This is a genomic window from Microbacterium daqui (assembly GCF_050408675.1).
Classification (GTDB): Bacteria; Actinomycetota; Actinomycetes; order Actinomycetales; family Microbacteriaceae; genus Microbacterium.
Genome location: NZ_JBNTKF010000001.1, coordinates 245,013 through 267,678 on the forward strand (window position 1 = coordinate 245,013; position 22,666 = coordinate 267,678).

The window sequence follows — 22,666 nt, forward strand, 5'->3', positions numbered from 1 at the left end:
GGAGACGGCCTACCTAATGGCCACAGAACCCTAACAACCGGAGCACATACGGATGAGACGCGCAAAAATCGTCGCAACCCTGGGTCCTGCAACATCCACATATGAAACCGTACGAGCGCTTCTTGAAGCGGGCGTCGACGTCGCACGACTGAACCTCAGCCACGGCGACTATTCGGTGCACGAGGCAAACTTTGCCAACGTGCGTCGTGCGGCAGACGACATCGGTAAAGCCGTTGCCGTGCTGGTGGACTTGCAAGGACCGAAGATTCGACTCGGCAAGTTTGCCGACGGACCCCACGAACTTGCAGAGGGCGACCTCTTCACAATTACGACCGAGGACATCCTCGGAACCAAGGATCGCGTCGGTACGACGTTCAAGGGCCTGCCCCACGACGTCAAGCCGGGCGACTTCCTTCTGATTGACGATGGCAAGGTTCGCGTCGAGGTCGTTTCGACCGACGGCGTTGACGTGATCACCAAGGTGATCGTCGCCGGAGCGGTGTCTAACAACAAGGGCATCAACCTCCCGGGCGTTGCCGTGAACGTGCCGGCGCTGAGCGAGAAGGATGAGGACGACCTCCGTTGGGGTCTGCGCATCGGAGCAGATCTCATCGCGCTGAGCTTCGTTCGTGACGCTCGTGACATCGAGCGCGTGCATGAGATCATGCGTGAAGAGGGCAAGTTCTTGCCCACGATCGCAAAGATCGAAAAGCCGCAGGCTGTCGAAGCGCTCGAAGAGATCGTTGACGCCTTCGACGGCATCATGGTCGCTCGTGGTGACCTCGGCGTTGAGCTGCCGCTCGAAGCCGTGCCGATCGTGCAGAAGGAAGCCGTTGCCCTGGCTCGCCGCATGGCGAAGCCCGTCATCGTTGCGACTCAGATGCTCGAGTCGATGATTTCGAGCCCCGTTCCCACGCGCGCTGAGACCAGCGACGTGGCAAACGCGGTGCTCGACGGCGCTGACGCCGTCATGCTGTCTGGTGAAACGAGCGTCGGCGAATACCCGACTGTCGTTGTCGAGACGATGGCACGCATCATCGAGTCGACCGAAGACCACGGCCTGGAACGCATTCACCCGCTGACCGCCAAGCCGCGTACGCAGGGTGGCGCGATTACCCTCGCCGCTGCGGAGGTCGCTGACTTCGTCGGGGCAAAGTACCTGTGCGTCTTCACGCAGTCGGGTGACTCGGCACGTCGCATGTCGCGTCTGCGCTCGAAGATTCCGATGCTGGCGTTCACGCCGCTCGAGGGAATCAAGCGCCGCCTGGCTCTGACGTGGGGCATCCGCGCCACGCTGGTTGACACGGTCAAGCACACCGACCTCATGTATGTGCAGGTCGATAACTACCTGCTCAAGAACAACCTCGCTGAGGTAGGCGACAAGGTCGTTGTGATCTCTGGTTCCCCTCCCGGAATCGTCGGATCGACGAACGACCTTCGCGTTCACAAGGTGGGAGACGCCATCAACGGCGCAGCCCCCATCTACCAAGAGGTCAAGTAGTTCCGTTCACGGGCCGGTGGCACCTTCGGGTGTCACCGGCCCGTGGCGTGTCTGCGGCGCGACGCGCCCGGCGTGCCATCGCGTCGCGCTGGCCCTCGCAACTGCGATAGTCTCGACTTGTTTCACCCACTTGCCGGTGTGGCGGAATGGCAGACGCGGAGCACTCAAAATGCTTTGTCCGAAAGGGCGTGTGGGTTCGAGTCCCACCACCGGCACCAAATGAAGAGGCGCACGAATGTGCGTCTCTTCTGTTTCAACAGGCCGCACCCGCGACGCTCGCAGAGCGGTTACTCGCCGACGGTGGGCGGTTCTTCGACGCCCGCCGGATTCGGGGGCACGACGGAGATCTCTCCGGAATCGAGTGATACCTCTCGCCACATTCGAGGTTTGTCCGTTCCGTTGCCGCCGTCGGCAGCTGGCGCTGCTGTTTCGGGATCGAGGTTCGGGTCGGCCATGATCTACCTTTCCTTCGCTTGGCGCCGAGATTACGCCTCCATGCTGTCGACCGGCAGGGGGTTGCGAACTTGATACCGCGGGGCTAAGGGTTGCTATGCCGCCGAATGCTTGATTGGGTGTACTCACCGGTGCGCGGTTTGTGCGCGGGACAACACGGGCTTCGTGAAGGAGAACCTTGGGAAAATTCATCTACGACACGAACGTCAAGATCGATGTCGAGGATCGCGCGCTCGCCCACTTGCAGGTTGTTATCGGTTCGAAGTTGCGTCGTAACGAGCCGTTCTTCTTCAGCTGGCGCGACGATGCGAGTGTGGGGGACGGGCGCACGAGCGTATGGATTCACAGCTCGGCATCGCTCGTCTTCAAGTTCTACGGCAGCCGACGACCGCAGCTCAATGCGGCATGGCTCGACGCGCTGTCAGAAACAGCGCACTCCGCGCACGGCTTGCACATGGTTCCGGAACCAGCAGAAAAGAAGGAAGCGTAATGGGCGTTCTGTTGTATGGGCACCCAGATAGCCCCATCGAGATCGAAGATCGCGCACTCGCCCACTTGAAGGTCGTCATCACGACGAAACTCCGTCGCGGTGAAAGCTTCACGCTGTCATGGATTCACCCGCAAGAAGATGACGGCGGGCGCAGCACGATCTGGTTGCACCCGGCGATTCCGCTCCGCTTCATTTTTGATTCGCCTGAACCGGCGGAGCTGAGCCCCACGTGGCTGGAAGAACTCGCGCGCTCGGCGCATTCGACGGGTGGCATCATGTTGGTGGCTGAACACTTCGAATCGCCCGACGCCGCTGACTAGTCAGTGGTCATACGCATGCAGTCGCGGTAGAGCTCGCTGAGTTGTGGGAGCCCTTGAGCGAACGCTTCCCTTTGCATCGTCGCCCCGTCTCGACCAGCAGTGATCTGGTCAATCTCGTTCATGACGAATGGCGGGGCCTGTTGGTCGCTGTCGCGCACCAACGCCGTGAGGTGCGACAAGGCCGCGACGCTGGGGGAATGCGACCGACTGCCGGGGTAGTACAGTCCATCGTTCAACCCGTGGCGTGCAGCGTGCCACAGTTCGGCGTCAAGAATGTGGTGCCGTTCGGGGGCTTCGCGCGTACTGTGGCGGAGCTCGCTATCGACCAACGCCCTCATCACCATGGCGATCGAAACGGCGCGTGCCGCGGTGAGTTGCGCGTCACTAATGCGGAGCTCGACTGTGGGGAGATTCTCTGACACGCGCACGCTCCAGCTGGCGGTGTTGTAGAGCTGCGTGGCACCGAGGCCGATGAGCCGTTCGCGCAGCCGGTCGTGATCTTCTTTGTCTTCGTAGATCGGTGGGATTCCGTTGGTGGTCCAACGCCGCGTTTGGATTGACCGCCAGCTGTGAAAGCTGGTGTCGATGCCGTTCCAGAATGGCGAGTTGGCTGAGATGGCCAGCAGTGCAGGGAGCCACGATCGGACGACTCCGAGGGCTCGCACCCGGTCATCGGGATCGTCAACGCCCACGTGAACGTGCATGCCGTTGAGAAGGTGTTCGCCGGCGAGGCGGCCTACGTCTGTCGCGATCTGGTGGTAGCGCGCTGACGTGGGTTCGATGCGGGATCGACCCGCCTCGAATGGCGTTCCCGACGGAACCACGACAAGACCCCGATGTTCGGCCCAGGCTTGCGCCGTGGTCCGAAACGCGGTGAGCTCTTCGAGCGCCTGTGTGGCATCGGTGCAGATGCCGGTGGCGAACTCAATTTGGCAATCGAGAAACTCGGCAGTGACAGTGCCCGGGAGATCGCGCGACCGAAGGTCTTCGATGGCGCCATGTGCCACATTGACCGGCGTGAGTGACTCAGCATCCGCGATCATGAATTCTTCTTCGATACCAAATGATCGCGTCATGAGCGGGCACCTTTTCTGTCAAAACGGGGGAGTGTCTGTACTCTGGCGGGCCGAGCGGTGCTTGGTCTAACCGGTTGACAGAGAACCCTTCGGTGTGCTTCTCGGGCGCGCCATCAGAGAGCAAGACTGCTGTCAAGGGGGTGCCCAAGGCGGAACACGGTTGAGAGGTTAGAGGCATCGAAGGGAGAACCATGTTGCCTGACATTCACACGTGGTGGCCGCAACTGAGTATCGAAGCGAAGCACGCCATTTGGGAGTCGCCCAATGAGGCGGTGCCGGCCTCAGCACTCGAGGAGATTCGTACGCTCACGGGCTACGCCGCTACGGGTGACGAAACACTGAGTGACGATGACCGCCAGTTCATTGAGACGCAACGCGAACCAGTTGATTGAGGTGTGCAATGCCGAACCCGCAGATTAAAGATGAAGAGGTTTACGAAGCGCTCCGCCGCGACGGCGCCTCAAAACAGAAGGCCGCCCGCATTGCGAACGCGAGCGCGCGCGATGGGCGCTCGGCGGTGGGTAAGCGCGGGGGAGAAGCAGAACCATACGATGAGTGGACAGTCCCAGAACTGCGGAAGCGGGCGAAAGAGTTGGGGCTCACCGGCTACTCGAAACTCCGCAAACGAGACCTCATCGCGAAGCTGCGCGATGGGTGATCGTCTTAAATCAACGTTGTCTGTGTGGGAAACGCCAATTGAACGGTGCCTGTGCCATAGGATTGAGCGGTGACCGATCAGGAACAAACCGAAGCTACCTCAGCGCCCGCCCCCCGCCGCGTGGTCGTCGCCGAAGACGAGTCGCTCATTCGCCTCGACATCGTCGAGATTCTCCGAGACAACGGTTTTGACGTTGTCGGTGAGGCTGGTGACGGTGAAACCGCCGTTCAGCTCGCGACCGAGTTGCGCCCTGATCTGGTGATCATGGACGTGAAGATGCCCCAAATGGACGGCATCACGGCCGCTGAGAAGCTCAGCAAGAACCACATCGCGCCCGTCGTGCTCCTCACCGCTTTCAGCCAGAAGGAGCTCGTTGAGCGTGCCAGCGAAGCCGGTGCCCTTGCCTATGTCGTGAAGCCGTTTACGCCGAACGACCTGCTCCCGGCGATCGAAATCGCCCTCGCCCGCTACGAGCAGATCATCACGCTCGAAGCCGAGGTCGCCGACATGGTCGAGCGCTTCGAAACCCGCAAGCTTGTCGACCGCGCGAAGGGCCTTCTCAACGAGAAGATGGGCCTGAGCGAGCCCGAGGCATTCCGCTGGATTCAGAAGGCATCGATGGACCGACGCCTGACCATGCAGGACGTTGCGAAGGCAATCATCGACCAGCTGTCCCCGAAGAAGGACTAGCAAACAAGACTTACACGAATGGCCACCCCGCAAGGGTGGCCATTCGTCGTTAACGGAACCAGTGGTTCCGCTCGCAAAAACAGTTAGCGCTGGTCGATGATCGCGTTGGTGATGCGAATCGTGGAGCAGCGGCGGCCTTCTTCGTCGGTGATGATGATCTCGTGCACGGCGAGGCTGCGGCCGACGTGGATTGGCGTGCAGGTGCCGGTGACGAAGCCGGCGCGCACCGAGCGCGTGTGGGTCGCGTTAATGTCGACGCCAACGGCGAGCTTTCCGGGGCCGGCGAGCAGGTTCGCATGCATCGAGCCGAGCGATTCGCCGAGAACGACGTACGCGCCACCGTGGATAAGGCCGACGGGCTGCGTGTTTCCCAGGGCCGGCATAGTCGCGACCGCGTGATCCTTGTCGAACGCGGTCATGACGATCTCCATGCGCTCAGCGAGCGCTCCCATACCGCGCGACTGCACCCATTCCAGGGGGTTGTCGTACAGCTCGGCGAGGTGGTCGTTATTCGTGGGCATTGATGTTCCTCCTGCGCTCGTCGGTATCCCTCGTTAGGCTGGAGGGGTGACGGACTCCGAAAAGCCTACCCTTCTTGTTGTCGACGGCCATTCCTTGGCTTTCCGCGCGTTTTACGCGCTTCCGGTCGAAAATTTCACGACCAAAGACAACCAACACACCAACGCGATTTACGGCTTCTTGTCGATGCTCGTCAACCTGATCAAGAACGAGAAGCCAACGCACATCGCCGTTGCCTTTGACGTTTCGCGTCAGTCGTTCCGTACCCGCGAATACGCGGAGTACAAGGGCACCCGCAACGAGACTCCGCCGGAGTTTTCTGGGCAGATTCCGCTGTTGCAGGAGACCCTGGGCGCGATGAACATCACGGTGCTGACGAAAGAAGATTTCGAGGCCGACGACATTCTCGCGACCCTCGCGACGCAGGGTGCTGACGAGGGCTACAACGTGCTCGTCGTCTCCGGCGACCGCGACTCGATCCAGATGGTGAACGACAAGGTCACGCTGCTGTACCCGTCGGTTCAGGGTGTGTCGCAGCTCAAGCGCTACGACCCTGAAACGGTGATGGAGCGCTACGGCGTGCCGCCGCACCAGTACCCCGACATCGCGGCCCTCGTCGGTGAGACGAGCGATAACCTGCCCGGCGTTCCCAAGGTGGGCGAGAAGACCGCGGTCAAGTGGCTGACGCAGTTCGGTACGCTCGACGCCATTCTCGAGAGCGCTGACGAAATCAAGGGCGTCGTGGGCAACAACCTGCGCGAGCACATGGATGATGTACGCCGCAACCGCAAGCTCAACCGTCTCCTCACCGACGTTGAGCTTGACGTGAAGCCGGCTGACCTCGCGGTGCAGCCGATCGATGCGCAGGCCGTGCGCGATATGTTTGCGCGCCTTGAGTTCCGCACGCTGTTGCCGCGCGTCTTCGAAGCGACCGGTGCGGTGGCTGAGGAGTCTGCTCCGGAACCATCACTACCTGTTCCTGAAGCCCGTCAGGTTGACGCTGCGGGTGCGGCTGCGTGGCTCGCAGCTAATTCGTCGGCACCTGTCGGTGTCACGGTGACGGTGCTCGACGGTACGCCGTCGCGCGTTGGTGTTGCCACGCTCGCTGAAGCGATTGAATTCGACTGGACCGACGACGCGGCTGTCCAGGGCTGGCTCGAATCCGACGCCGACAAGGTGCTTCACGACGCGAAGCCGCAGCTGAAGGCGCTTCGCCGCGTGGGCGCCGACCTGGGCGCGCTCACCTTCGACACGAACCTCGCCGGCTGGCTCATCCGCCCGAGCTACCCCGACAAGACGCTCGCCGACCTCGTCGATCGGTACCTGGGGGAGAAGCTCCCCGAGGCCGACCCGACGCAGCTTGTTCCCGAAACCGAGGGCGCAACGCCCGGCCAGCTGAGCTGGTTCACGCTGCGCGTCGCCGACGTCGTGCGTGCCGACATGCCGGAGAACATTCTCAGCGTGCTCGTCGACATCGAGCTGCCCACGCTGTCGGCACTCGCCGACATGGAGCTCGCCGGCGTCGCTGTCTCTCACGAACTATTGAGCGGCTTTTCTGCCGAACTTGCTGAGCGTGCCGATGGCATCGCGCAGGAGGCGTACGGAACCATCGACCGCGAGGTCAACCTGGGCTCGCCGAAGCAGCTCCAGGAGGTGCTGTTCGACGAGCTCGAACTGCCGAAGACCCGTAAGACCAAGACTGGCTACTCGACTGACGCTGCGGCTCTCGCCGATCTTCAGGAGAAGAGCCCGCACCCGTTCCTTGAGTTGCTGGGCCAGCACCGTGAGGCGACGAAGCTGCGCCAGATCATCGAATCGCTCGACAGCGCGATTAAGCCCGATCACCGTGTGCACACGACGTACGTGCAGACCGGTAGCCAGACCGGCCGCCTGTCGAGCACCGACCCCAACCTGCAGAACATCCCGGTTCGTACGCAGGAGTCACGTCGCATTCGCCAGGCGTTCGAAGTCGGCGAGGGCTACGAGACGCTTCTTACCGCCGACTACTCGCAGATTGAAATGCGCATCATGGCGCACTTGTCGGAAGACCCGGGCCTGATCGAAGCGTTTAACTCAGGCGAAGACCTGCACCGCTTTGTGGGCTCGCGCGTGTTCGGGGTTGACCCGAGCGAAGTCACCCCTGCGATGCGCACGAAGGTCAAGGCGATGTCGTATGGCCTCGTCTACGGACTCTCGGCATTCGGTCTGTCGAAGCAGTTGCGCATTGAGCAGTCTGAAGCCAAGCAACTGATGGTGGAGTACTTCAACCGTTTCGGTGCCGTGCGCGACTACCTGCGTGCGTCGGTACAGCAGGCCAAGATCGACGGCTACACCGAGACGATCTTCGGTCGTCGTCGTCCGTTCCCTGACCTGTCGAGCCCGAACCGTGTGCTCCGTGAAAACGCCGAGCGTGCGGCACTCAACTCGCCGATTCAGGGCAGCGCCGCCGACATCATGAAGATCGCGCTGTTCCACATTCACCAAGACCTCCGTGCAGCAGACCTGCGTTCGCGCGTTCTGTTGCAGATCCACGACGAACTCGTGGTCGAGGTCGCGCCGGGTGAATGGGAGGCGACGGAGAAGATCGTGCGCACCCGTATGGGTGACGCGGCGAGCCTCTCGGTGCCGCTCGACGTTCAGGTCGGCCGCGGCCCCAACTGGGACGCCGCCGGCCACTAGCCGTTATGTGCCGCCCCTCCCATGGTTCCGCTTTCTCGATAGGCTCAGCATCATGACTGAACAACGCACTCCCACGGAGATCGACCAGATCGCCGACGCGTGGGTCGACACGCTCGCTGAACAGCTTCCTACCCTCGCCACCTACCTCGGTCGTACTGAGTACAACGACCGCTATGGCGACTACAGCCCGGCCGGACACGAAGCGCTCATTGCTGAGACTCGTTCCACGCTGGCTAAGCTGAACGCTGCGACGCCCGTCGACACCATTGACGAGGTCACCAAGACTGACCTCGCGGCCACGCTTGAACTCGACCTCGAACTTAACGACGCCAAGTGGTCGCTACGTGACCTCAACGTCATCGCATCGCCCGCGCAGGAGATCCGCAATGTGCTGGATCTCATGCCCATGGCCACCAACGATGACTGGGCCACCATCTCGACCCGCCTCAGCAACCTCGGCGGCGCTATCGACGGCTACATCGAAACGCTCCGCGAAGGCATCGCGCAGGGTTCCGTGCCGGCTCAGCGTCAGGTTCGCGAGGTCATCACGCAGGTCGAGCGCTACGCGGCAGACAAGGGTTACTTCGTTGAGTTTGCCGCCGAGGCGAAGCCCGCCGACGGCGAACTTCCCGCATCGCTCGCCCGCGACCTCGCCGCCAACGCTGACGCGGCTCGTGCGGCGTACGGCAAGCTGGCGTCGTTCCTTGCTGACGAGTTGGCTCCCGCAACGCACGATGTCGACGCGGTCGGCCGCGACCTGTACGCACTGCACTCGCGCAGCTTCCTCGGTGCGACGATTGACCTCGACGAAACCTACGAGTGGGGTATCGACGAGCTGCGCCGCATGGTGACCGAGCAGACGGCGATCGCCAACGAGATTAAGGCTGGCGCTTCGGTAGAAGAGGCTGTCGCGTTCCTCGAGCAAGACGAGTCGCGCAAGTTGCACGGCACCAAGGCGCTGCAGGAGTGGATGCAGGCAACGAGCGACAAGGCCATCGCCGACCTCGCTGCGACGCACTTCGACATCGCCGAGCCGATCCGCAAGCTTGAGTGCATGATTGCCCCCACCAAGGAGGGTGGCATTTACTACACCGGCCCGACAGACGACTTCTCGCGTCCGGGTCGCATGTGGTGGTCTGTGCCGGAGGGCGTCGACACGTTTGACACGTGGCGTGAACTCACCACGGTGTACCACGAGGGTGTTCCGGGTCACCACCTGCAGATCGCTCAGGCGACCTACAACCGCGCCGAGCTGAACTCGTGGCGTCGTGTGCTCGCCGGAACCTCGGGTCACGCCGAAGGCTGGGCACTGTACGCAGAGCGTCTGATGGAAGAGCTGGGCTACCTGTCTGACCCCGCTGACCGCCTCGGCATGCTGGACGGCCAGCGCATGCGCGCAGCTCGCGTCGTGCTCGACATCGGTGTGCACCTCGGCAAGCCGCGCCTCGACGGCGAAGGTATTTGGGACGCGGAGTACGCGCTCAACTTCATGCGTAAGAACGTGAACATGAGCGACCAGTTCGTCCAGTTCGAAGTCAACCGCTACCTCGGCTGGCCAGGACAGGCGCCGAGCTACAAGGTCGGCCAGCGCATTTGGGAAAATGTGCGCGATGAGTACGCGGCCAAGCAGGGTGCGAGCTACTCGATCAAGGAGTTCCACAAGCGTGCGCTTGACCTCGGTGGTGTCGGCCTCGACACCCTGAAGAAGGCCCTGCTGGGCTAAGAACCCCAGGCAAAGGTGGTCGAGAGGTTCGCCTCTCGGCCACCTCTCTGGTTCCGCTCCCATTCACGGGAATGAATCCTTACCGGCTCGCGTTTCGAGTCATAGGCTTCACAAGCGGAGCCAGCAATTAAGGAGACACCGTGGCACTACAGTTCGGACTCGACACCTTCGGTGACGTCACGCGCGACAAGAACGGCGAGATGCTGTCTGACGCGCAGACGATCCGCAACATCGTCGAACAGGCGACGCTTGCCGATGAGCTCGGTATCGATTTCTTTGGTGTCGGTGAGCACCACCGTTCAGAGTTCGCCGTGTCAGCACCCGAAATGGTGCTCGCTGGCATCGCGACGGCCACCAAAAACATTCAGCTCGGTACCGCCGTCAACGTGCTCTCTTCCGATGACCCGGTGCGCGTCTACGAACGCTTCGCGACGCTCGATGCCCTCTCCAACGGTCGCGCCGAAATCGTGGTGGGTCGCGGGAGCTTCATCGAGTCGTTCCCGCTGTTTGGCTTCTCGCTCAACGACTACGATGCCCTGTTCGAGGAGAAGCTGGAACTCCTGACAACGATCCTCAACGACAACCCCAATATCTCGTGGAGCGGCCGCACCCGCGCGCCGCTCGATAACGTCGAGGTGTACCCGAAGACCGAATCAAAAATGCCGGTGTGGGTCGGCGTTGGTGGCAGCCCGGAGTCTGTCGTGCGCACGGCTCGCCATGGGCACGGCCTCGCGCTGGCCATTATCGGCGGCTCAGCCGACCGGTTCCGCCCGTTCGTTGATCTCTTTCACAAGTCGGTGCAGACGTTTGGCTTCAGTCCGCAACCGGTCGCGGTTCACTCGCCTGGCCACATCGGTGAGACCGATGAGCAGGCGTGGAACGAGGTCTATGAGGGCACGAAAGAGCTCAGCGACCGCATTGGCGCCGAGCGGGGCTGGCCGCCCTACAGCCGGGCACGATTCCAGCAGGATGTCGGCCCGGACGGCGCCCAGTACACCGGTTCGGTAGAGCGCGTGGCGCAAAAGATCGCTGCCACCGCGCGCGCACTCGAGATGGATCGCTTCGACCTGAAGTTTGCGAACGGAACCACGTCGCACGAAAGCTTGATGTCGTCGATTCAGCTGTATGGCACGCAGGTGATCCCGCGGGTGCGGGAACTGCTGGGGGAGTAGCGCTTCGTAATCTTTGTTCTCGGTTTGGGTATTAATGCTTTAGGCTGAGAACGTGACTGACACCCAGGTAGCACCGCTGAGCCGCAGCGCTCGTCTTGACCGCCTCCCGTTCACTCGAAAGCACGGCAAGATCCTGACCGGATCGGGCCTCGGATGGGCACTCGATGCGATGGATGTTGGCCTCATCAGCTTCATCCTCGCGGCACTGCCCGCGGTGTGGAACGTCACTCCCGCAGAAAAGGGCTGGATCGCCTCTGTCGGCTTCATCGGCATGGCACTGGGCGCGACACTCGGCGGCTTGCTGGCTGACCGCTTCGGGCGACGTTCTATCTTCGCGTTGACGCTGCTCGTCTACGGTCTCGCGACTGGCGCGAGTGCTCTGGTTGGGGGAGTGGCTGCGCTCCTAGTGCTGCGCTTCTTCGTGGGTCTCGGTCTCGGCGCCGAGTTGCCTGTCGCCTCGACCTACGTCAGTGAGTTTGCTCCGGCACGCAACCGTGGGCGCCTCATCGTCTGGCTCGAGGCATTCTGGGCCGTGGGCTGGACGGCCTCGGCGCTCATCGGCTACTTCGTGATCCCGAACGTGCCCGAGGGCTGGCGCTGGGCCTTCGCTATTGGCGCGATTCCGGCGATCTACGCGCTGGTCGTGCGCTGGGGACTTCCGGAGTCGCCGCGCTGGCTCGAGCGCAAGGGTCGTACCGCCGAGGCCGAAGCGATTGTTCAAGACTTCGAGCGTTCGGCCGGTATCGAGCCGCCGGCTGAGGCCGCGGAGCCAGTGGCCGTGACGGCGATGGCAACCTCACCGCGTGAGCGCCTCGCGGCTCTTTTCTCCCGTGAGTTCCGCGCGCGTACGGTGAGCCTGTGGGTGGTGTGGTTCTGCGTGAACTTCTCCTACTACGGTGCCTTCATCTGGATCCCCTCGATCCTCGTGGGCGCGGGCTTCGACCTCGTCAGGTCTTTCGGCTTCACGCTCATCATCACGCTCGCCCAGCTGCCAGGCTATGCGGTCGCCGCCTGGCTCATTGAGGTGTGGGGCCGCCGCACCACACTCTCCGTCTTCCTTGTTGGTTCCGCTATCTCAGCCATGCTGTTCGGCACGGCAGAGACCGAGACCATGATCATTGCTACCGGTATGGCATTGAGCTTTTTCAACCTGGGAGCGTGGGGTGCGCTGTACGCCGTGAGCCCCGAAATGTACCCGACGTCGATGCGTGCGACAGGTTCGGGTTGGGCCGCTGGTGTCGGGCGCATCGCGTCGATTATTGCGCCGATCCTGGTTCCGCTAATCCTCGCGAACGCCGGGGCTCCTACGCTGTTTGTGATCTTCGCCATCGCGTTCGCCATTGCGGCGGCGGCGGCCTGGGGTCTCGTGGACAAGTCTGGTGTCGCACTCGATGATCGGTAGCCGATTGTCGGAATCACGTGGCAAGATTTTCGCATGAGCACGATTGCAGATCGCAGTGGTTCGGTTCTTCTCGTCATCGATGTGCAGCGAGAGGTGTTTGCCGACGCGTATGACAGAGACGGCGTGGTGAGTCGTATCGCTTCGTTGGGTCGCACAGCACGCGTGGTTTCCGCCTCACAAATGACGTTTTAGTTGCGCAGCCTGGGCGGGTTCGAGCCTTTAGACTCGGTGCTCTCATAGAATCTGAGTTATGGCACAGGTTCGTTACGTCGCGATCGGAGATTCGTTCACGGAGGGCGTGGGCGATGAACTGCCAGATGGCACACCGCGGGGCTGGGCTGATCTGACCGCCGAAGGATGGGCGCGTTCGCTTGGCGAGCCGATCGAATACGCCAACCTCGCGATCCGGGGCAAGCTCGCCTGGCCCGTCGTCGAGCAGCAGCTTGAGCCGGCACTGGCGTTGAAGCCGACACACCTGTCGTTTAATGGTGGCGGCAACGACATGTTGCGCCCCAGCACTGACCCTGAGCACATCGCTGACGCATACACACGCGTCATCCGTCGCTGTGACGAGGAGGGTGTGCAGCTGATCATTCTTTCAGGCGCTTTTCCCGCGACCGGATTGCCCATGCCGGGTCTGATTCGTCGGCGCGGCAATGAACTTTCTGATGCCGTGATTGGCCGCTTGGCCTATCGTCCCGACATCATTCGGGCACTCAACTGGCCCGACCGCGAGCTTTCCGGACCCACCTACTGGGCTCCGGACCGCCTCCACATGAACACACGCGGCCACCACCGTGTCGCCGCCCGCGTGCTCATAGCGCTCGGCCAAGACGTGCCTGAGGGTTGGTGGTCACTGCCTCGTGATTCCGCAACGGCCCCGCTGCGGAACGGAGTCTACGTTCGCGAGCACTTGGTTCCGTGGGTCAAGCGCCGCGTAACCAAGACGAGTTCCGGCGACGGACGCCTCCCGAAGTTCGGCGACTGGGTCACCGTCCAGCCGTAACTACGCCTCGGCGAGCCAGTATTCCTCGCCACCTGCCGTGCGCTCGGCGACGCCGTAGTCAATGAGATGGCGACGCAACAGTACCGCGTCATCTGCCAGGCCTTCCAAGCGCACCGTGAGCACTGGTTCCGTCATCCGTTCTCCGGGTTGCAACGCACGCTTCGCCAGCATCGTCAGAAACTCGACCCGCGTTTCGTGATCCGACGGATACCGGTCAACGCGGCCGGTATCGGTGAGGAACCGATCGAGCCCTTCGCGCCGCGGCCGCGCCATCGCCTGCAGCGCCTCGCGCGCTTGCCCCGGATCAAATGTGAGGGCATCACCGTCAGCAGTCACCACGCCGGTGTCGATGAGCTTCTGCCGTGCACGGGCGCGCTTCGCGGGGGATAGAGGCTCAAGCCCCTCTGCGAGCGCCTCCGCGAGAACGAGGCGCAGATCGTCATTGATGAGCGCGGCGAGCAGCGGGCGTACAAGGTCGGTCATATCAACCACACTACGAGACGCGTGAGGCCCGCGACGAAATCGTCGCGGGCCTCACGGAGCATGGCAGTGCCTTAGCTGTAGGCCTTCCAGACCGTTGCCATGAAGATGTTGATCAGGGTCAGCACCATCAGTGAGGGCAGTACCCAGCCGGCGAGCGACGGCTTCTTCTTGTTCATGAAAGCGATCACGAAGATGGCGATGAGAACCACCGTCTTCGCGCCGATCTTGGCGTTGTTGACGAACTCGCCGGCGCCAGTCGCGTAGGCCATGCCGACGAGGGCGAGACCGGTGATCAGCATCGTCCACGCGCCGTGCATGATGGCGGGAACGATCTTGGTTTCACCCGTCTTCATGCTCTTCATCTGGACGAGCATGCCGCCCAGAAGGCTTGCGATACCAATGATGTGGAACGCAAGGATGACGTTCTTGAGGATCTCCATGGTTCCATTTTAGCGACACCCTGTCGGAAAGGACTAGTTTCGCAGTCCGTTCAGAATAAAGGCCGTCAGTTGCTGTGCGACATCGGCGATCGGGACGCCGTGATTGACGAGCGTCATGCCGGAACCAATCGCGCTGCGCACAAACATGGGGGAGAGGTGCGTGGTCTCGAATGGAAGGCTCGCGATGAGTTCAGTGATTGGTTTCGCCAGCGCGTCATGGAGCGCGGCGATGTCTTCGCGACCCTTGGGGGAGAGATCGACGTCGCGCAGCGCGGTCGCCAGATGGTGACGCCCGTCGCTCGTCATTTCGAGCGTCTTCGCAATGTAGACGCGCAGTCGTTCGGGGCCAGCGGGCGCGGCATCCGTCGCGGTGCGCAGTTCGGCGTTCCACTGCTCGAATGCCACGCGGGCGAGCGCGACAAGAATGTCGTCACGCGACGGAAAGTATTCGTAGAACGTTGAACGACCAAGCCCTGCCGCCGCAGTCACTTTGCCAGCGGTAACTGCCTCAACACCGTGCTCGATGAGAATCTGCTCGGCTGCAGCCAGCAATGCCGAATGCTGGGCGTGACGATGCTCCGCCATGGTTGACGCAGAAATTCTCGGCATGCGTCCATTATCCCGATGAGTGCGCTCGAGCGCTCGAGGCTCGACGGGGGAGTCACGCCGGTCAAACGACGACGAGCGCCCAGCCGTCCCACTGTCGCTCGACAATGCGGGCAACGGCTGCCGGAACCACGGAGAACGTGTCAGCAAGCGCAGACTCATCGATGTCATGCGTGTGTAGCGCGTTACGGCATGCCACGACCGTGGTTGATGGGTGGTCTCCGAGGAGAATTGCGGCGGCGACAGCGGTCGCGTGGCCGTCAATGAGTCCGTGAACAGCGGAACCAGAGACCACGATTTCGATGACGGTGGCGGGGTGCTCGCGAAGGAAATTAGCGGCCTTCTTCAGAGCGATCAGCGTGAGCTCTTCAGATTCTCCAGCTGCTTGAAAGACGGCGGAACGGGGCTGTGTGCTCATGGTTCCATTGTCCCGCTTTTTTGCAGCATTGCTATCGGGGTTGACGCTCATGCCGCACCCACCTATCGTTTATCAATACATCGTTGAACGATAGGGGCGACATGGGCCAGTTCGCAATATTCGGCGTGAGGGTGATGCTGGTCATCCTTTTTACTGTCGGTGTGCTCGCTCAGGTTTTCTGGATTCCGGACATCATTGAGAGCACGATTCATACCTTCCCAGAGGTTGCGGGACTGCGTTGGCCAGGCATGATCGTCGGAGTCGTGCTCGTACTATTCCTACAGGTCGCCGTGGTGTGTATGTGGCGGTTGCTCACGTTGGTAGATCGCGATGCAATCTTTGCGCGCGGGTCACTTGGGCCCGTAAACGTCATCATCGCCGCATTCGGGGGAGTAGCGCTCACGGGAGCCGTTGGTTTCGCCGTCATGACAGGAGCAGGATTTGGTCCGCCCGGAGTCATTCTGATGCTCATCGGTATCGTCGTAGCCGGAGTCGGGCTCGCGCTCCTGATGCTGGTGATGCGTGAACTCCTGATCCGGGCGATGCAGATGGACGCCGACCTCGCCGAGGTGATCTAATGCCGATCATCGTTAACCTCGATGACCAACTGGCGCAGCACAACATGACCGTTGCGCAGCTGGCACAGGCTATCGGCATTACGCCGGCGAACGTATTCGTGCTGAAAAGTGGGCGCGCGAAAGCGGTGCGATTCAGCACGCTTGAAGCCATTTGCCGCGTGTTCGATTGTCAGCCCGGAGACATCCTCGGCTACGAATCGTAGGGACGCGTTTGCTACCAGGGCGTCGGGCGCTCGGCGTCGCGTTCGGCATCGTTGGGGACGCTGACGAGTTGTTCGCCGCCCGCGCGGATGCACAGCCCGCGCAGTTCTTCGTCGCTGTGCTGCTCCTTTGCTGAATGGCGCGTGGTTGTGCGTTGATTCTGCCACGGCATGAGCGGGCGGTCGCGAAGTGTGCTTGATGTCAGCATGTCGACCCTGAGAGGGAGGCATCATAAAAACCAACCTGACATAATGTGCATTATCGGAGAATCTACGACAGCGCTGCCGATGGGGAAGTTCCGCTACGAATCGAGCCCGATAAACGTACGGAACGCTGCGGCGCCGGTGACAGTGATCGGTTCACCACGCACGAATGCTTCAGGCATCAGCACCAGTCGGCGACTGATCGCCAGGGCGTCACGGCGCTTCACGCGAATGTCACCATCGGGTCGATATCCGACTTTGCGGCTAACGGCCAACGAGTTCGGGTTGTCGGTAAATGCCGCCGACGTAACCTCTGCAGCGTCGGCGTAGTCAAACAAGAATGCACAGATCGCCTGACGCATCTGTGTTCCTATGCCGCGCCCCTGATGCTTAAGCGCCAACCATGAGCCGGTCTCGCCGGTAAGCGTGCTGACATAATCACGCGTCCCGAATCCTTGGGTTCCGACCAGCGCGCCGTCGTACTCGACTGCCAACTCAAGGTTCCACGCCGCCTCTGACCATCGTGCGCGATTGCCCCAGTGATATTGAGCAAGGTCTGTTCGGAGCTTTTCCGCCGGAGCATCCGTCCACGGAAAGCAAAACGGCATGAATGCCGGATCGTGAATGCCGCTCATGGCGAGCTCTGAGAGCGCAGGAATTAACTCGTCAGTGACACCCCGCAAGACGAGCGGCCCCGCTTCAATCCGTAGTCCGAGTGGAGGAAATGCGTCGACTAGGTCCATTTCTCAACACTGCCACAACTCCCCTACCCGGCGTTGATATGCCCAACAATTGATGAATTATGGTGCAGATAGGCGCGTACAACACGCACATCAGACCTTAAAGCGATACTTTAAGGTCAATAACCCTGGCTCAGGAGGCAAAAATGTCTGAATCGGTCGACAACACCACGGTCGGCGCCCCCGCGGCGGACTCACCCGTGCTGAAGAGCCTGAAGTGGCTCCTCGGACTCGGCGGTGCGCTCGCAATCATCATCGGCGCCCTGATCTTCCTTTGGCCGACCAAGTCGGCCGTCACCTTCACGATGATCCTCGCCGCATACGCACTCATTGGCGGCGTTTTCTACATCATTATCGCACTCACGGCAAAGGGCATGGGAGCGGGCGGCCGCATCGGTCACGCGCTCGCTGGTCTCGTATTCATCGCGGCCGGCATCATCGCGTTCATGAACCCGGCCTCAAGCACGGTCATCTTCGCGTCGATCGTCGTCATCTTCATCGGTGTCTCGTGGATCTTTGAAGGTATCGCGGCATTCACCACGCTCAAGCTCGCTCCGAGCAAGGGCTGGGCGGTCTTCTTCGCCATCATCAGCATCCTCGCTGGTATTGCCCTGCTGCTGTCGCCGCTGGTTGCCGGCGTCGTGCTGTGGATATGGTTCGGTATTTCGCTGTTCGTCATCGGTATCGTGCAGGTCGTCCGCGCCTTCACAATCGGCAAGGACTGACCTTACCGAGACCGTAAGACAACGTGCCCCCGCCGTCTGAAGCGGCGGGGGCACGTTTCGTCTCGCTGCTGCGCTGCTCGCTCAACGGGCGGGCACCGCCAGTGCTTATGCCCCTACGTAGCGGGCGAGGTGCTCCCCCGTAACTGTCGCACGCGCCTCGACGAGTTCGCGTGGTGTGCCTTCGAACACCACGGTTCCGCCGTCGTGGCCCGCACCAGGGCCCATGTCGATGATCCAGTCCGCGTGAGCCATGACCGCCTGGTGATGTTCGATGACGATGACCGATTTTCCGGCGTCGACCAACCGGTCCATCAGCCCCAACAGCTGCTGAACATCAGCAAGGTGCAGACCGGTCGTTGGCTTCAAGACGTAAACGCCACCTTTGTCTGCCATGTGCGTCGCCAGCTTCAGTCGCTGACGCTCGCCACCAGAAAGCGTTGTGAGCGGCTGCCCAATCGTGAGGTAGCCGAGCCCGACATCGTCCAATCGCACCAGGATCGAAGCCGCCGCAGCAAGCTTCCCCTCCCCTGCGGAAAAGAACTCACGGGCTTCACTGACCGACATCGACAACACATCGCTGATGTTCTTGCCGGCATACGTCAGCTCGAGGACTCCAGCAGCGAAGCGCTTGCCCTCACACGTCTCGCAGATGGCAGAAACGCCAGCGACAACCCCCAGGTCAGAGTAGATAACTCCGGAACCGTTGCAGGTCGGGCAGGCACCCTCAGAGTTTGCGCTGAAGAGCGCCGGCTTTACCCCGTTCGCCTTGGCAAACGCCTTGCGAATCGGCTCAAGCAGCCCAGTGTAGGTCGCGGGATTGCTGCGACGGGAATCACGGATCGCGCCCTGATCGACCACGATGACGTCGCCGTGCGCGGGCAGTGCGCCGTGAATGAGGGAGCTCTTGCCAGACCCAGCAACACCGGTAACCACGGTCAGCACGCCGAGCGGAATGTCGACGTCGACATTGCGCAGGTTGTGCGTGTTGGCACCGCGCACTTCGAACTGGCTGGTGGGCTTGCGCACCGTCTCCTTGAGCTGAGCGCGGTCGTCGAGGTGGCGCCCGGTGAGTGTGTCAGAAGCGCGTAGCCCGTCGAGCGAACCCTCGTAGCAAATCTCGCCGCCATTCGCACCGGCCCGTGGGCCCAGATCAACGACGTGGTCAGCAATCGCGATCGCTTCGGGCTTGTGCTCAACGACGAGCACGGTGTTGCCCTTGTCGCGCAAGCGCTCGAGCAGACCGTTCATGTTCTGAATGTCGTGCGGGTGCAAGCCGATCGTGGGCTCATCAAACACGTACGTCACGTCGGTGAGCGACGAGCCCAGGTGACGAATCATCTTCGTGCGCTGCGCTTCTCCCCCAGACAAGGTTCCGCTCGGTCTCTCCAGCGACAAATATCCGAGGCCGATCTCGACGAACGAGTCGAGCGACTCCTGGAGCGCCTTCACCAAGGGCGTAATGGATGGCTCATCAATCGACCGCAGCCACTCGGCCAGGTCCGAAATCTGCATGCGGCAGGCATCGGCAATGCTTACGCCGGCGATCTTCGACTCACGTGCGTGAGAAGCAAGGCGCGTACCGTCACACTCGGGGCACGCCGTGTACGTCACCGCACGCTCAACAAACGCGCGAATGTGGGGCTGCATCGCCTCACGGTCTTTCGAGAGCATCGAGCGCTGCACGTTGTTGACCAGGCCCAGGTAGGTCATGTTGATGCTCTCAATCTTGACCTTGGTGGGTTCTTTGTAGAGGAAGTCTTGGAGCTCTTGCTCCGTGTATTCCTTGATCGGCTTGTTCGGGTCGACAAAGCCTGACGCTGCGTAAATGCGTGTGGCCCAGCCGTCAGCCGTGTAGCCAGGAATCGTAATGGCGCCCTCAAGCAACGACTTCGATTCGTCGTACAACTGCGTGAGATCAAGGTCGGTCACCGACCCCATGCCCTCACACTTCGGGCACATGCCGCCGACCTGCGAAAAGCTCCGCTTTTCCGTCGTCGTTTCGCCACCCTTGCTGATCGTGACGGCTCCTGCGCCAGAAACGGAAGGCACATTGAACGAGTACGCCTGCGGGCTGCCGGCACTCGGAAAGCCCATGCGTGAAAAGAGAATGCGCAGCATCGCGTTGGCATCTGTCGCGGTGCCAACGGTCGAGCGGGAGTTTGCTCCCATGCGCTCCTGATCAACGATGATCGCCGTCGTCAGCCCCTCCAGAACGTTGACGTCGGGGGGCGACAACGACGGCATAAAGCCCTGCACGAACGAACTGTAGGTTTCGTTGATCATTCGCTGCGACTCGGCGGCAATGGTTCCGAAGACGAGCGACGACTTGCCGGAACCAGAAACGCCCGTAAACACGGTCAGCCGCCGTTTCGGAATGTCGACAGAGACGTTCTTGAGGTTATTTTCGCGGGCGCCCTGCACGCGAATGTAGTCATGGTTATCTGCGGGGTGCGACATGCGGGCTCCAGATGCGTTGCGGGCTGTTCAGCCTATAAGTTGCACCGACATCGCGTCTGCTGTAACAAGAAACGGGAGGCATCAGCGTGAGCCGACGCCTCCCGAATTCGAGGTGAGTTACTTCGCGACTGGAAGCACGCGATCCCACCACTCGAGCACCGCTGCGAAGCGCTCCAGACGGTGACGCGGCTGACCCGAACGCGTCAGTTCATGGTTCTCACCCGGGAAGATCAGCATTTCGGCGTCAACACCGTTGTGCTTGAGCTTCGAGTAGTACCGGGTGGCCTGCTCGAGCGGGCAACGGAAGTCGAGTTCAGAGTGAATCACGAGCGTCGGCGTCTTCACATTGTCAACGTGCGCGTAGGGGCTCTGCGCAGCAATCTGCTCAGCAGACCCACCTACATACTCGATGCCGAAGAACGAACCGATATCACTGGTTCCGACGAACGACTCCGGCTCCAAGAAGCCGCGCTCCACGATCGCACCGGCGAAGCGGTGATCTTGCGTCGTCACCCATGCTGTGAGGTAGCCACCGTACGAACCGCCCATGACGCCAACACGCTCGCCATCAAGGCGCGCGTCGCTCGCGACAGCACCCTCGAGGAAGTCAATGACGTCATGGAAATCGACGGTGCCCATGGCCTGGCGGATCGAACGACCGTGGGCCGTACCGTAGCCAGCGGAACCACGGGGGTTGCAGAATGCGACGGCGTAGCCAGCGTCAACCAGCGTCTGTACCTCATCGAAAACGTGCACGCCGTAGCTTGCGTACGGGCCGCCGTGAATCATGAGGATGACCGGGTGCGGGCCGTCGCCTGTGGGCGTCGCCAACCAGCCGTGAACGGGGTAACCGTCGCGGCCCGTGATGGTCAGCTCCGTCGGCGTTGCGATACCGCTACCCTGCAGGCCCTCACCGAAGTTGGTTACGGTGCGGGTGCCTTCGGCATCCGACACGAGCAGTTCGCCGAACGAATCCGCCTGCGCGACAGTCGCGACAACACGGAGACCGGCGGGGGTTTCTGCCGCGTCGATGCCGCCGATCTCAACGTCGCCGTCGATGACGGTCGAGATCTCGCCACCGCGGGCGACACGCAGAGCGTGCAAGCGGCCGCGCGTGCGGTTGAGTACGAGGAAGTCCTCGCCGACCGGCACGATGTGGCTGCCAACCTCGCCGAGGTCGATCGTTTCCGCATCCGTAAGCGCACTGGGTGCGTCGCCATCCAGAATCCACAGCCCCATACCGGGGGCTACGAAGTCTGTGCGTGATTCCCCGACCGAATACGCCAGCAGTGCGATGGTTCCGTCACTCGCGACGGCGATATCGCCAACCGACAGATTCGCCTCGGGAGCCACAACGACGCGCTCGGCGCCATCGGCGACAGCGACGGCCACGACCGTGCTGGTGAGATCGATCGTCGTCGGCTGAACATCGCCGACCGTCGTGATGACCTCGGTGCCGTCGGCCGTGAACGCGATACCCGCGTACGTCTTACCGTCACCGTGCGTGAGCTGGCGTGCCTCGGCGGGCACGACCTGCTGCTTCGGCTTCTCTGCGCCTTCTGCCAGCACCGCGGGCGCGGGCGCGTAGAACGGCTCAGCGGTGACGTCGGGTGCCGGAACCACGAAGAGGTGGCTGGGGCGGTCAATGGTGTAGCCGAGGCCGTTGGCGTGCCAACGGAATCCCGTCACCTTACGGGGCGCCTCAGCAGCCTCGCCAAGCCCGTCAATGGTTCCGTAGCGTCCTTCTTCGGCGACGCGAGCCGCGAAGACGAACGACTGACCGTCGGGTGCCCATTCAAAGCCGCTGACGCCGCCGTGAACGTCGGTGACCTGAACTGGTTCGCCACCAGCCGCGTCCACGACGTGCAGCTGGGCGCCCTTCTTTTCCACACCGCGCAGGAACGCGATGCGGGTGCCGTCGGGCGACAGCATGGGCGCAGCGTCTGCCACACCACGGGTGATGCGTCGCGGTGCGCCGGTGAAGTCGGTGCGCCACAGCTGGCCGACGCTGCGGTTAGCGGCGGCATCGGGGCGTGACGTGGCGAATACGGCGAAGGAACCATCGGGTGCGATGGACGGACGCGAAACAGAGATGAGGTGAGAAATATCCTGGGGCTTCATTGCGC

At 61.9% G+C, this 22,666-nt stretch carries 26 protein-coding genes and 1 tRNA gene; 16 read left to right on the forward strand and 11 right to left on the reverse strand.

Going from position 1 to position 22,666, the window contains the following annotated elements; all coding sequences use genetic code 11:
* Positions 1-52: 52 nt before the first annotated feature.
* Both pyk and ACQUSY_RS01135 read left to right on the forward strand, forming a co-directional pair.
* A complete protein-coding gene (gene pyk, locus ACQUSY_RS01130) occupies positions 53-1,501 on the forward strand; it encodes a pyruvate kinase (RefSeq protein WP_428902679.1) in 1,449 nt (482 codons plus the stop codon).
* A gap of 132 nt (positions 1,502-1,633) precedes the next feature.
* A tRNA-Leu gene (locus ACQUSY_RS01135) sits at positions 1,634-1,719 on the forward strand.
* Positions 1,720-1,788: 69 nt separating this feature from the next.
* On the opposite strand, the gene ACQUSY_RS01140 is transcribed toward ACQUSY_RS01135, so the two are convergent.
* Positions 1,789-1,956: a hypothetical protein gene (locus ACQUSY_RS01140; RefSeq protein ID WP_428902680.1), complete on the reverse strand. Its 168-nt coding sequence runs from the start codon at positions 1,954-1,956 to the stop codon at positions 1,789-1,791.
* Positions 1,957-2,132: 176 nt separating this feature from the next.
* Between ACQUSY_RS01140 and ACQUSY_RS01145 the strand changes: the two genes are divergently transcribed.
* Entirely contained in the window at positions 2,133-2,444 is a 312-nt protein-coding gene (locus ACQUSY_RS01145) for a DUF7882 family protein (protein ID WP_428902681.1), read from the forward strand.
* Entirely contained in the window at positions 2,444-2,764 is a 321-nt protein-coding gene (locus ACQUSY_RS01150) for a DUF7882 family protein (protein WP_428902682.1), read from the forward strand. Before ACQUSY_RS01145 ends, ACQUSY_RS01150 begins: the two co-directional genes overlap by 1 nt.
* On the opposite strand, the gene ACQUSY_RS01155 is transcribed toward ACQUSY_RS01150, so the two are convergent.
* A complete protein-coding gene (locus tag ACQUSY_RS01155) occupies positions 2,761-3,840 on the reverse strand; it encodes a carboxylate-amine ligase (protein WP_428902683.1) in 1,080 nt (359 codons plus the stop codon). The genes ACQUSY_RS01150 and ACQUSY_RS01155 overlap by 4 nt on opposite strands.
* Positions 3,841-4,031: 191 nt before the next feature.
* Here ACQUSY_RS01155 and ACQUSY_RS01160 point away from each other — a divergent pair, with 191 nt between their 5' ends.
* From ACQUSY_RS01160 to ACQUSY_RS01170, 3 genes are all read left to right on the forward strand, one after another.
* Positions 4,032-4,232 (forward strand): hypothetical protein, encoded by a 201-nt coding sequence (locus ACQUSY_RS01160; RefSeq protein WP_428902684.1) that lies wholly within the window; start codon positions 4,032-4,034, stop codon positions 4,230-4,232.
* A gap of 8 nt (positions 4,233-4,240) precedes the next feature.
* Positions 4,241-4,498: a DUF7218 family protein gene (locus ACQUSY_RS01165; protein WP_428902685.1), complete on the forward strand. Its 258-nt coding sequence runs from the start codon at positions 4,241-4,243 to the stop codon at positions 4,496-4,498.
* A 69-nt stretch (positions 4,499-4,567) separates the two neighbouring features.
* Positions 4,568-5,188, forward strand: coding sequence for an ANTAR domain-containing response regulator (locus tag ACQUSY_RS01170; protein WP_217337600.1), 621 nt, complete (start codon positions 4,568-4,570; stop codon positions 5,186-5,188).
* Positions 5,189-5,271: 83 nt separating this feature from the next.
* Here ACQUSY_RS01170 and ACQUSY_RS01175 read toward each other — a convergent pair whose 3' ends face one another.
* The gene (locus ACQUSY_RS01175) at positions 5,272-5,709 is read right to left on the reverse strand and encodes a hotdog fold thioesterase (RefSeq protein WP_428902686.1); all 438 of its coding nucleotides are present in this window, start codon (positions 5,707-5,709) and stop codon (positions 5,272-5,274) included.
* 46 nt (positions 5,710-5,755) lie between these two features.
* Between ACQUSY_RS01175 and polA the strand changes: the two genes are divergently transcribed.
* From polA to ACQUSY_RS01205, 6 genes are all read left to right on the forward strand, one after another.
* Positions 5,756-8,386 carry a DNA polymerase I gene (gene polA, locus ACQUSY_RS01180; protein WP_428902687.1) on the forward strand — a complete coding sequence of 877 codons (2,631 nt, stop codon included), beginning with the start codon at positions 5,756-5,758 and terminating at the stop codon, positions 8,384-8,386.
* Positions 8,387-8,438: 52 nt separating this feature from the next.
* Entirely contained in the window at positions 8,439-10,109 is a 1,671-nt protein-coding gene (locus ACQUSY_RS01185) for a DUF885 domain-containing protein (protein ID WP_428902688.1), read from the forward strand.
* A 140-nt stretch (positions 10,110-10,249) separates the two neighbouring features.
* Positions 10,250-11,281: an LLM class flavin-dependent oxidoreductase gene (locus tag ACQUSY_RS01190; protein WP_428902689.1), complete on the forward strand. Its 1,032-nt coding sequence runs from the start codon at positions 10,250-10,252 to the stop codon at positions 11,279-11,281.
* A gap of 52 nt (positions 11,282-11,333) precedes the next feature.
* Positions 11,334-12,683, forward strand: coding sequence for an MFS transporter (locus ACQUSY_RS01195; protein WP_428902690.1), 1,350 nt, complete (start codon positions 11,334-11,336; stop codon positions 12,681-12,683).
* 33 nt (positions 12,684-12,716) lie between these two features.
* Positions 12,717-12,875 (forward strand): hypothetical protein, encoded by a 159-nt coding sequence (locus ACQUSY_RS01200; RefSeq protein WP_428902691.1) that lies wholly within the window; start codon positions 12,717-12,719, stop codon positions 12,873-12,875.
* Positions 12,876-12,933: 58 nt separating this feature from the next.
* Positions 12,934-13,689 (forward strand): SGNH/GDSL hydrolase family protein, encoded by a 756-nt coding sequence (locus ACQUSY_RS01205; protein ID WP_428902692.1) that lies wholly within the window; start codon positions 12,934-12,936, stop codon positions 13,687-13,689.
* Here ACQUSY_RS01205 and ACQUSY_RS01210 read toward each other — a convergent pair whose 3' ends face one another.
* The 4 genes from ACQUSY_RS01210 to ACQUSY_RS01225 all read right to left on the reverse strand — a co-directional run bounded on the left by ACQUSY_RS01210 (position 13,690) and on the right by ACQUSY_RS01225 (position 15,636).
* Complete coding sequence (locus tag ACQUSY_RS01210) at positions 13,690-14,172, reverse strand: DUF2087 domain-containing protein (protein ID WP_428902693.1); 483 nt, start codon at positions 14,170-14,172, stop codon at positions 13,690-13,692.
* 71 nt (positions 14,173-14,243) lie between these two features.
* Positions 14,244-14,612, reverse strand: coding sequence for a hypothetical protein (locus ACQUSY_RS01215; protein ID WP_428902694.1), 369 nt, complete (start codon positions 14,610-14,612; stop codon positions 14,244-14,246).
* A gap of 33 nt (positions 14,613-14,645) precedes the next feature.
* Complete coding sequence (locus tag ACQUSY_RS01220; protein ID WP_428902695.1) at positions 14,646-15,221, reverse strand: TetR/AcrR family transcriptional regulator; 576 nt, start codon at positions 15,219-15,221, stop codon at positions 14,646-14,648.
* Positions 15,222-15,282: 61 nt separating this feature from the next.
* Positions 15,283-15,636, reverse strand: a complete 354-nt coding sequence (locus ACQUSY_RS01225; protein WP_428902696.1) for a DsrE family protein — start codon at positions 15,634-15,636, stop codon at positions 15,283-15,285.
* Positions 15,637-15,737: 101 nt separating this feature from the next.
* Here ACQUSY_RS01225 and ACQUSY_RS01230 point away from each other — a divergent pair, with 101 nt between their 5' ends.
* Both ACQUSY_RS01230 and ACQUSY_RS01235 read left to right on the forward strand, forming a co-directional pair.
* Positions 15,738-16,214, forward strand: coding sequence for a DUF2975 domain-containing protein (locus tag ACQUSY_RS01230; protein WP_428902697.1), 477 nt, complete (start codon positions 15,738-15,740; stop codon positions 16,212-16,214).
* Positions 16,214-16,417 (forward strand): helix-turn-helix domain-containing protein, encoded by a 204-nt coding sequence (locus ACQUSY_RS01235; protein ID WP_428902698.1) that lies wholly within the window; start codon positions 16,214-16,216, stop codon positions 16,415-16,417. The genes ACQUSY_RS01230 and ACQUSY_RS01235 overlap by 1 nt, the downstream gene beginning before the upstream one ends.
* Before the next feature lie 11 nt (positions 16,418-16,428).
* On the opposite strand, the gene ACQUSY_RS01240 is transcribed toward ACQUSY_RS01235, so the two are convergent.
* Positions 16,429-16,623 carry a hypothetical protein gene (locus ACQUSY_RS01240; protein ID WP_428902699.1) on the reverse strand — a complete coding sequence of 65 codons (195 nt, stop codon included), beginning with the start codon at positions 16,621-16,623 and terminating at the stop codon, positions 16,429-16,431.
* A gap of 93 nt (positions 16,624-16,716) precedes the next feature.
* Positions 16,717-17,361: a GNAT family N-acetyltransferase gene (locus ACQUSY_RS01245; protein WP_428902700.1), complete on the reverse strand. Its 645-nt coding sequence runs from the start codon at positions 17,359-17,361 to the stop codon at positions 16,717-16,719.
* A gap of 143 nt (positions 17,362-17,504) precedes the next feature.
* On the opposite strand from ACQUSY_RS01245, the gene ACQUSY_RS01250 reads away from it, so the two are divergent.
* Positions 17,505-18,083: an HdeD family acid-resistance protein gene (locus ACQUSY_RS01250; RefSeq protein ID WP_428902701.1), complete on the forward strand. Its 579-nt coding sequence runs from the start codon at positions 17,505-17,507 to the stop codon at positions 18,081-18,083.
* Between the two features lie 105 nt (positions 18,084-18,188).
* Here the strand turns inward: ACQUSY_RS01250 and ACQUSY_RS01255 are convergent, their stop codons facing one another.
* Positions 18,189-20,540, reverse strand: a complete 2,352-nt coding sequence (locus ACQUSY_RS01255; RefSeq protein ID WP_428902702.1) for an excinuclease ABC subunit UvrA — start codon at positions 20,538-20,540, stop codon at positions 18,189-18,191.
* 117 nt (positions 20,541-20,657) lie between these two features.
* Positions 20,658-22,661 (reverse strand): S9 family peptidase, encoded by a 2,004-nt coding sequence (locus ACQUSY_RS01260; RefSeq protein ID WP_428902703.1) that lies wholly within the window; start codon positions 22,659-22,661, stop codon positions 20,658-20,660.
* Between the last annotated feature and the right edge of the window lie 5 nt (positions 22,662-22,666).

Bases quoted from the DNA above. Each gene is read 5' to 3' on its own strand.
- pyk (WP_428902679.1), top strand. From the start codon at position 53: ATGAGACGCGCAAAAATCGTCGCAACCCTGGGTCCTGCAACATCCACA.
- ACQUSY_RS01140 (WP_428902680.1), bottom strand. From the start codon at position 1,956: ATGGCCGACCCGAACCTCGATCCCGAAACAGCAGCGCCAGCTGCCGAC.
- ACQUSY_RS01150 (WP_428902682.1), top strand. From the start codon at position 2,444: ATGGGCGTTCTGTTGTATGGGCACCCAGATAGCCCCATCGAGATCGAA.
- ACQUSY_RS01155 (WP_428902683.1), bottom strand. From the start codon at position 3,840: ATGACGCGATCATTTGGTATCGAAGAAGAATTCATGATCGCGGATGCT.
- ACQUSY_RS01160 (WP_428902684.1), top strand. From the start codon at position 4,032: ATGTTGCCTGACATTCACACGTGGTGGCCGCAACTGAGTATCGAAGCG.
- ACQUSY_RS01165 (WP_428902685.1), top strand. From the start codon at position 4,241: ATGCCGAACCCGCAGATTAAAGATGAAGAGGTTTACGAAGCGCTCCGC.
- ACQUSY_RS01175 (WP_428902686.1), bottom strand. From the start codon at position 5,709: ATGCCCACGAATAACGACCACCTCGCCGAGCTGTACGACAACCCCCTG.
- ACQUSY_RS01185 (WP_428902688.1), top strand. From the start codon at position 8,439: ATGACTGAACAACGCACTCCCACGGAGATCGACCAGATCGCCGACGCG.
- ACQUSY_RS01200 (WP_428902691.1), top strand. From the start codon at position 12,717: ATGAGCACGATTGCAGATCGCAGTGGTTCGGTTCTTCTCGTCATCGAT.
- ACQUSY_RS01205 (WP_428902692.1), top strand. From the start codon at position 12,934: ATGGCACAGGTTCGTTACGTCGCGATCGGAGATTCGTTCACGGAGGGC.
- ACQUSY_RS01210 (WP_428902693.1), bottom strand. From the start codon at position 14,172: ATGACCGACCTTGTACGCCCGCTGCTCGCCGCGCTCATCAATGACGAT.
- ACQUSY_RS01215 (WP_428902694.1), bottom strand. From the start codon at position 14,612: ATGGAGATCCTCAAGAACGTCATCCTTGCGTTCCACATCATTGGTATC.
- ACQUSY_RS01220 (WP_428902695.1), bottom strand. From the start codon at position 15,221: ATGCCGAGAATTTCTGCGTCAACCATGGCGGAGCATCGTCACGCCCAG.
- ACQUSY_RS01225 (WP_428902696.1), bottom strand. From the start codon at position 15,636: ATGAGCACACAGCCCCGTTCCGCCGTCTTTCAAGCAGCTGGAGAATCT.
- ACQUSY_RS01230 (WP_428902697.1), top strand. From the start codon at position 15,738: ATGGGCCAGTTCGCAATATTCGGCGTGAGGGTGATGCTGGTCATCCTT.
- ACQUSY_RS01235 (WP_428902698.1), top strand. From the start codon at position 16,214: ATGCCGATCATCGTTAACCTCGATGACCAACTGGCGCAGCACAACATG.
- ACQUSY_RS01240 (WP_428902699.1), bottom strand. From the start codon at position 16,623: ATGCTGACATCAAGCACACTTCGCGACCGCCCGCTCATGCCGTGGCAG.
- ACQUSY_RS01245 (WP_428902700.1), bottom strand. From the start codon at position 17,361: ATGGACCTAGTCGACGCATTTCCTCCACTCGGACTACGGATTGAAGCG.
- ACQUSY_RS01250 (WP_428902701.1), top strand. From the start codon at position 17,505: ATGTCTGAATCGGTCGACAACACCACGGTCGGCGCCCCCGCGGCGGAC.
- ACQUSY_RS01255 (WP_428902702.1), bottom strand. From the start codon at position 20,540: ATGTCGCACCCCGCAGATAACCATGACTACATTCGCGTGCAGGGCGCC.
- ACQUSY_RS01260 (WP_428902703.1), bottom strand. From the start codon at position 22,661: ATGAAGCCCCAGGATATTTCTCACCTCATCTCTGTTTCGCGTCCGTCC.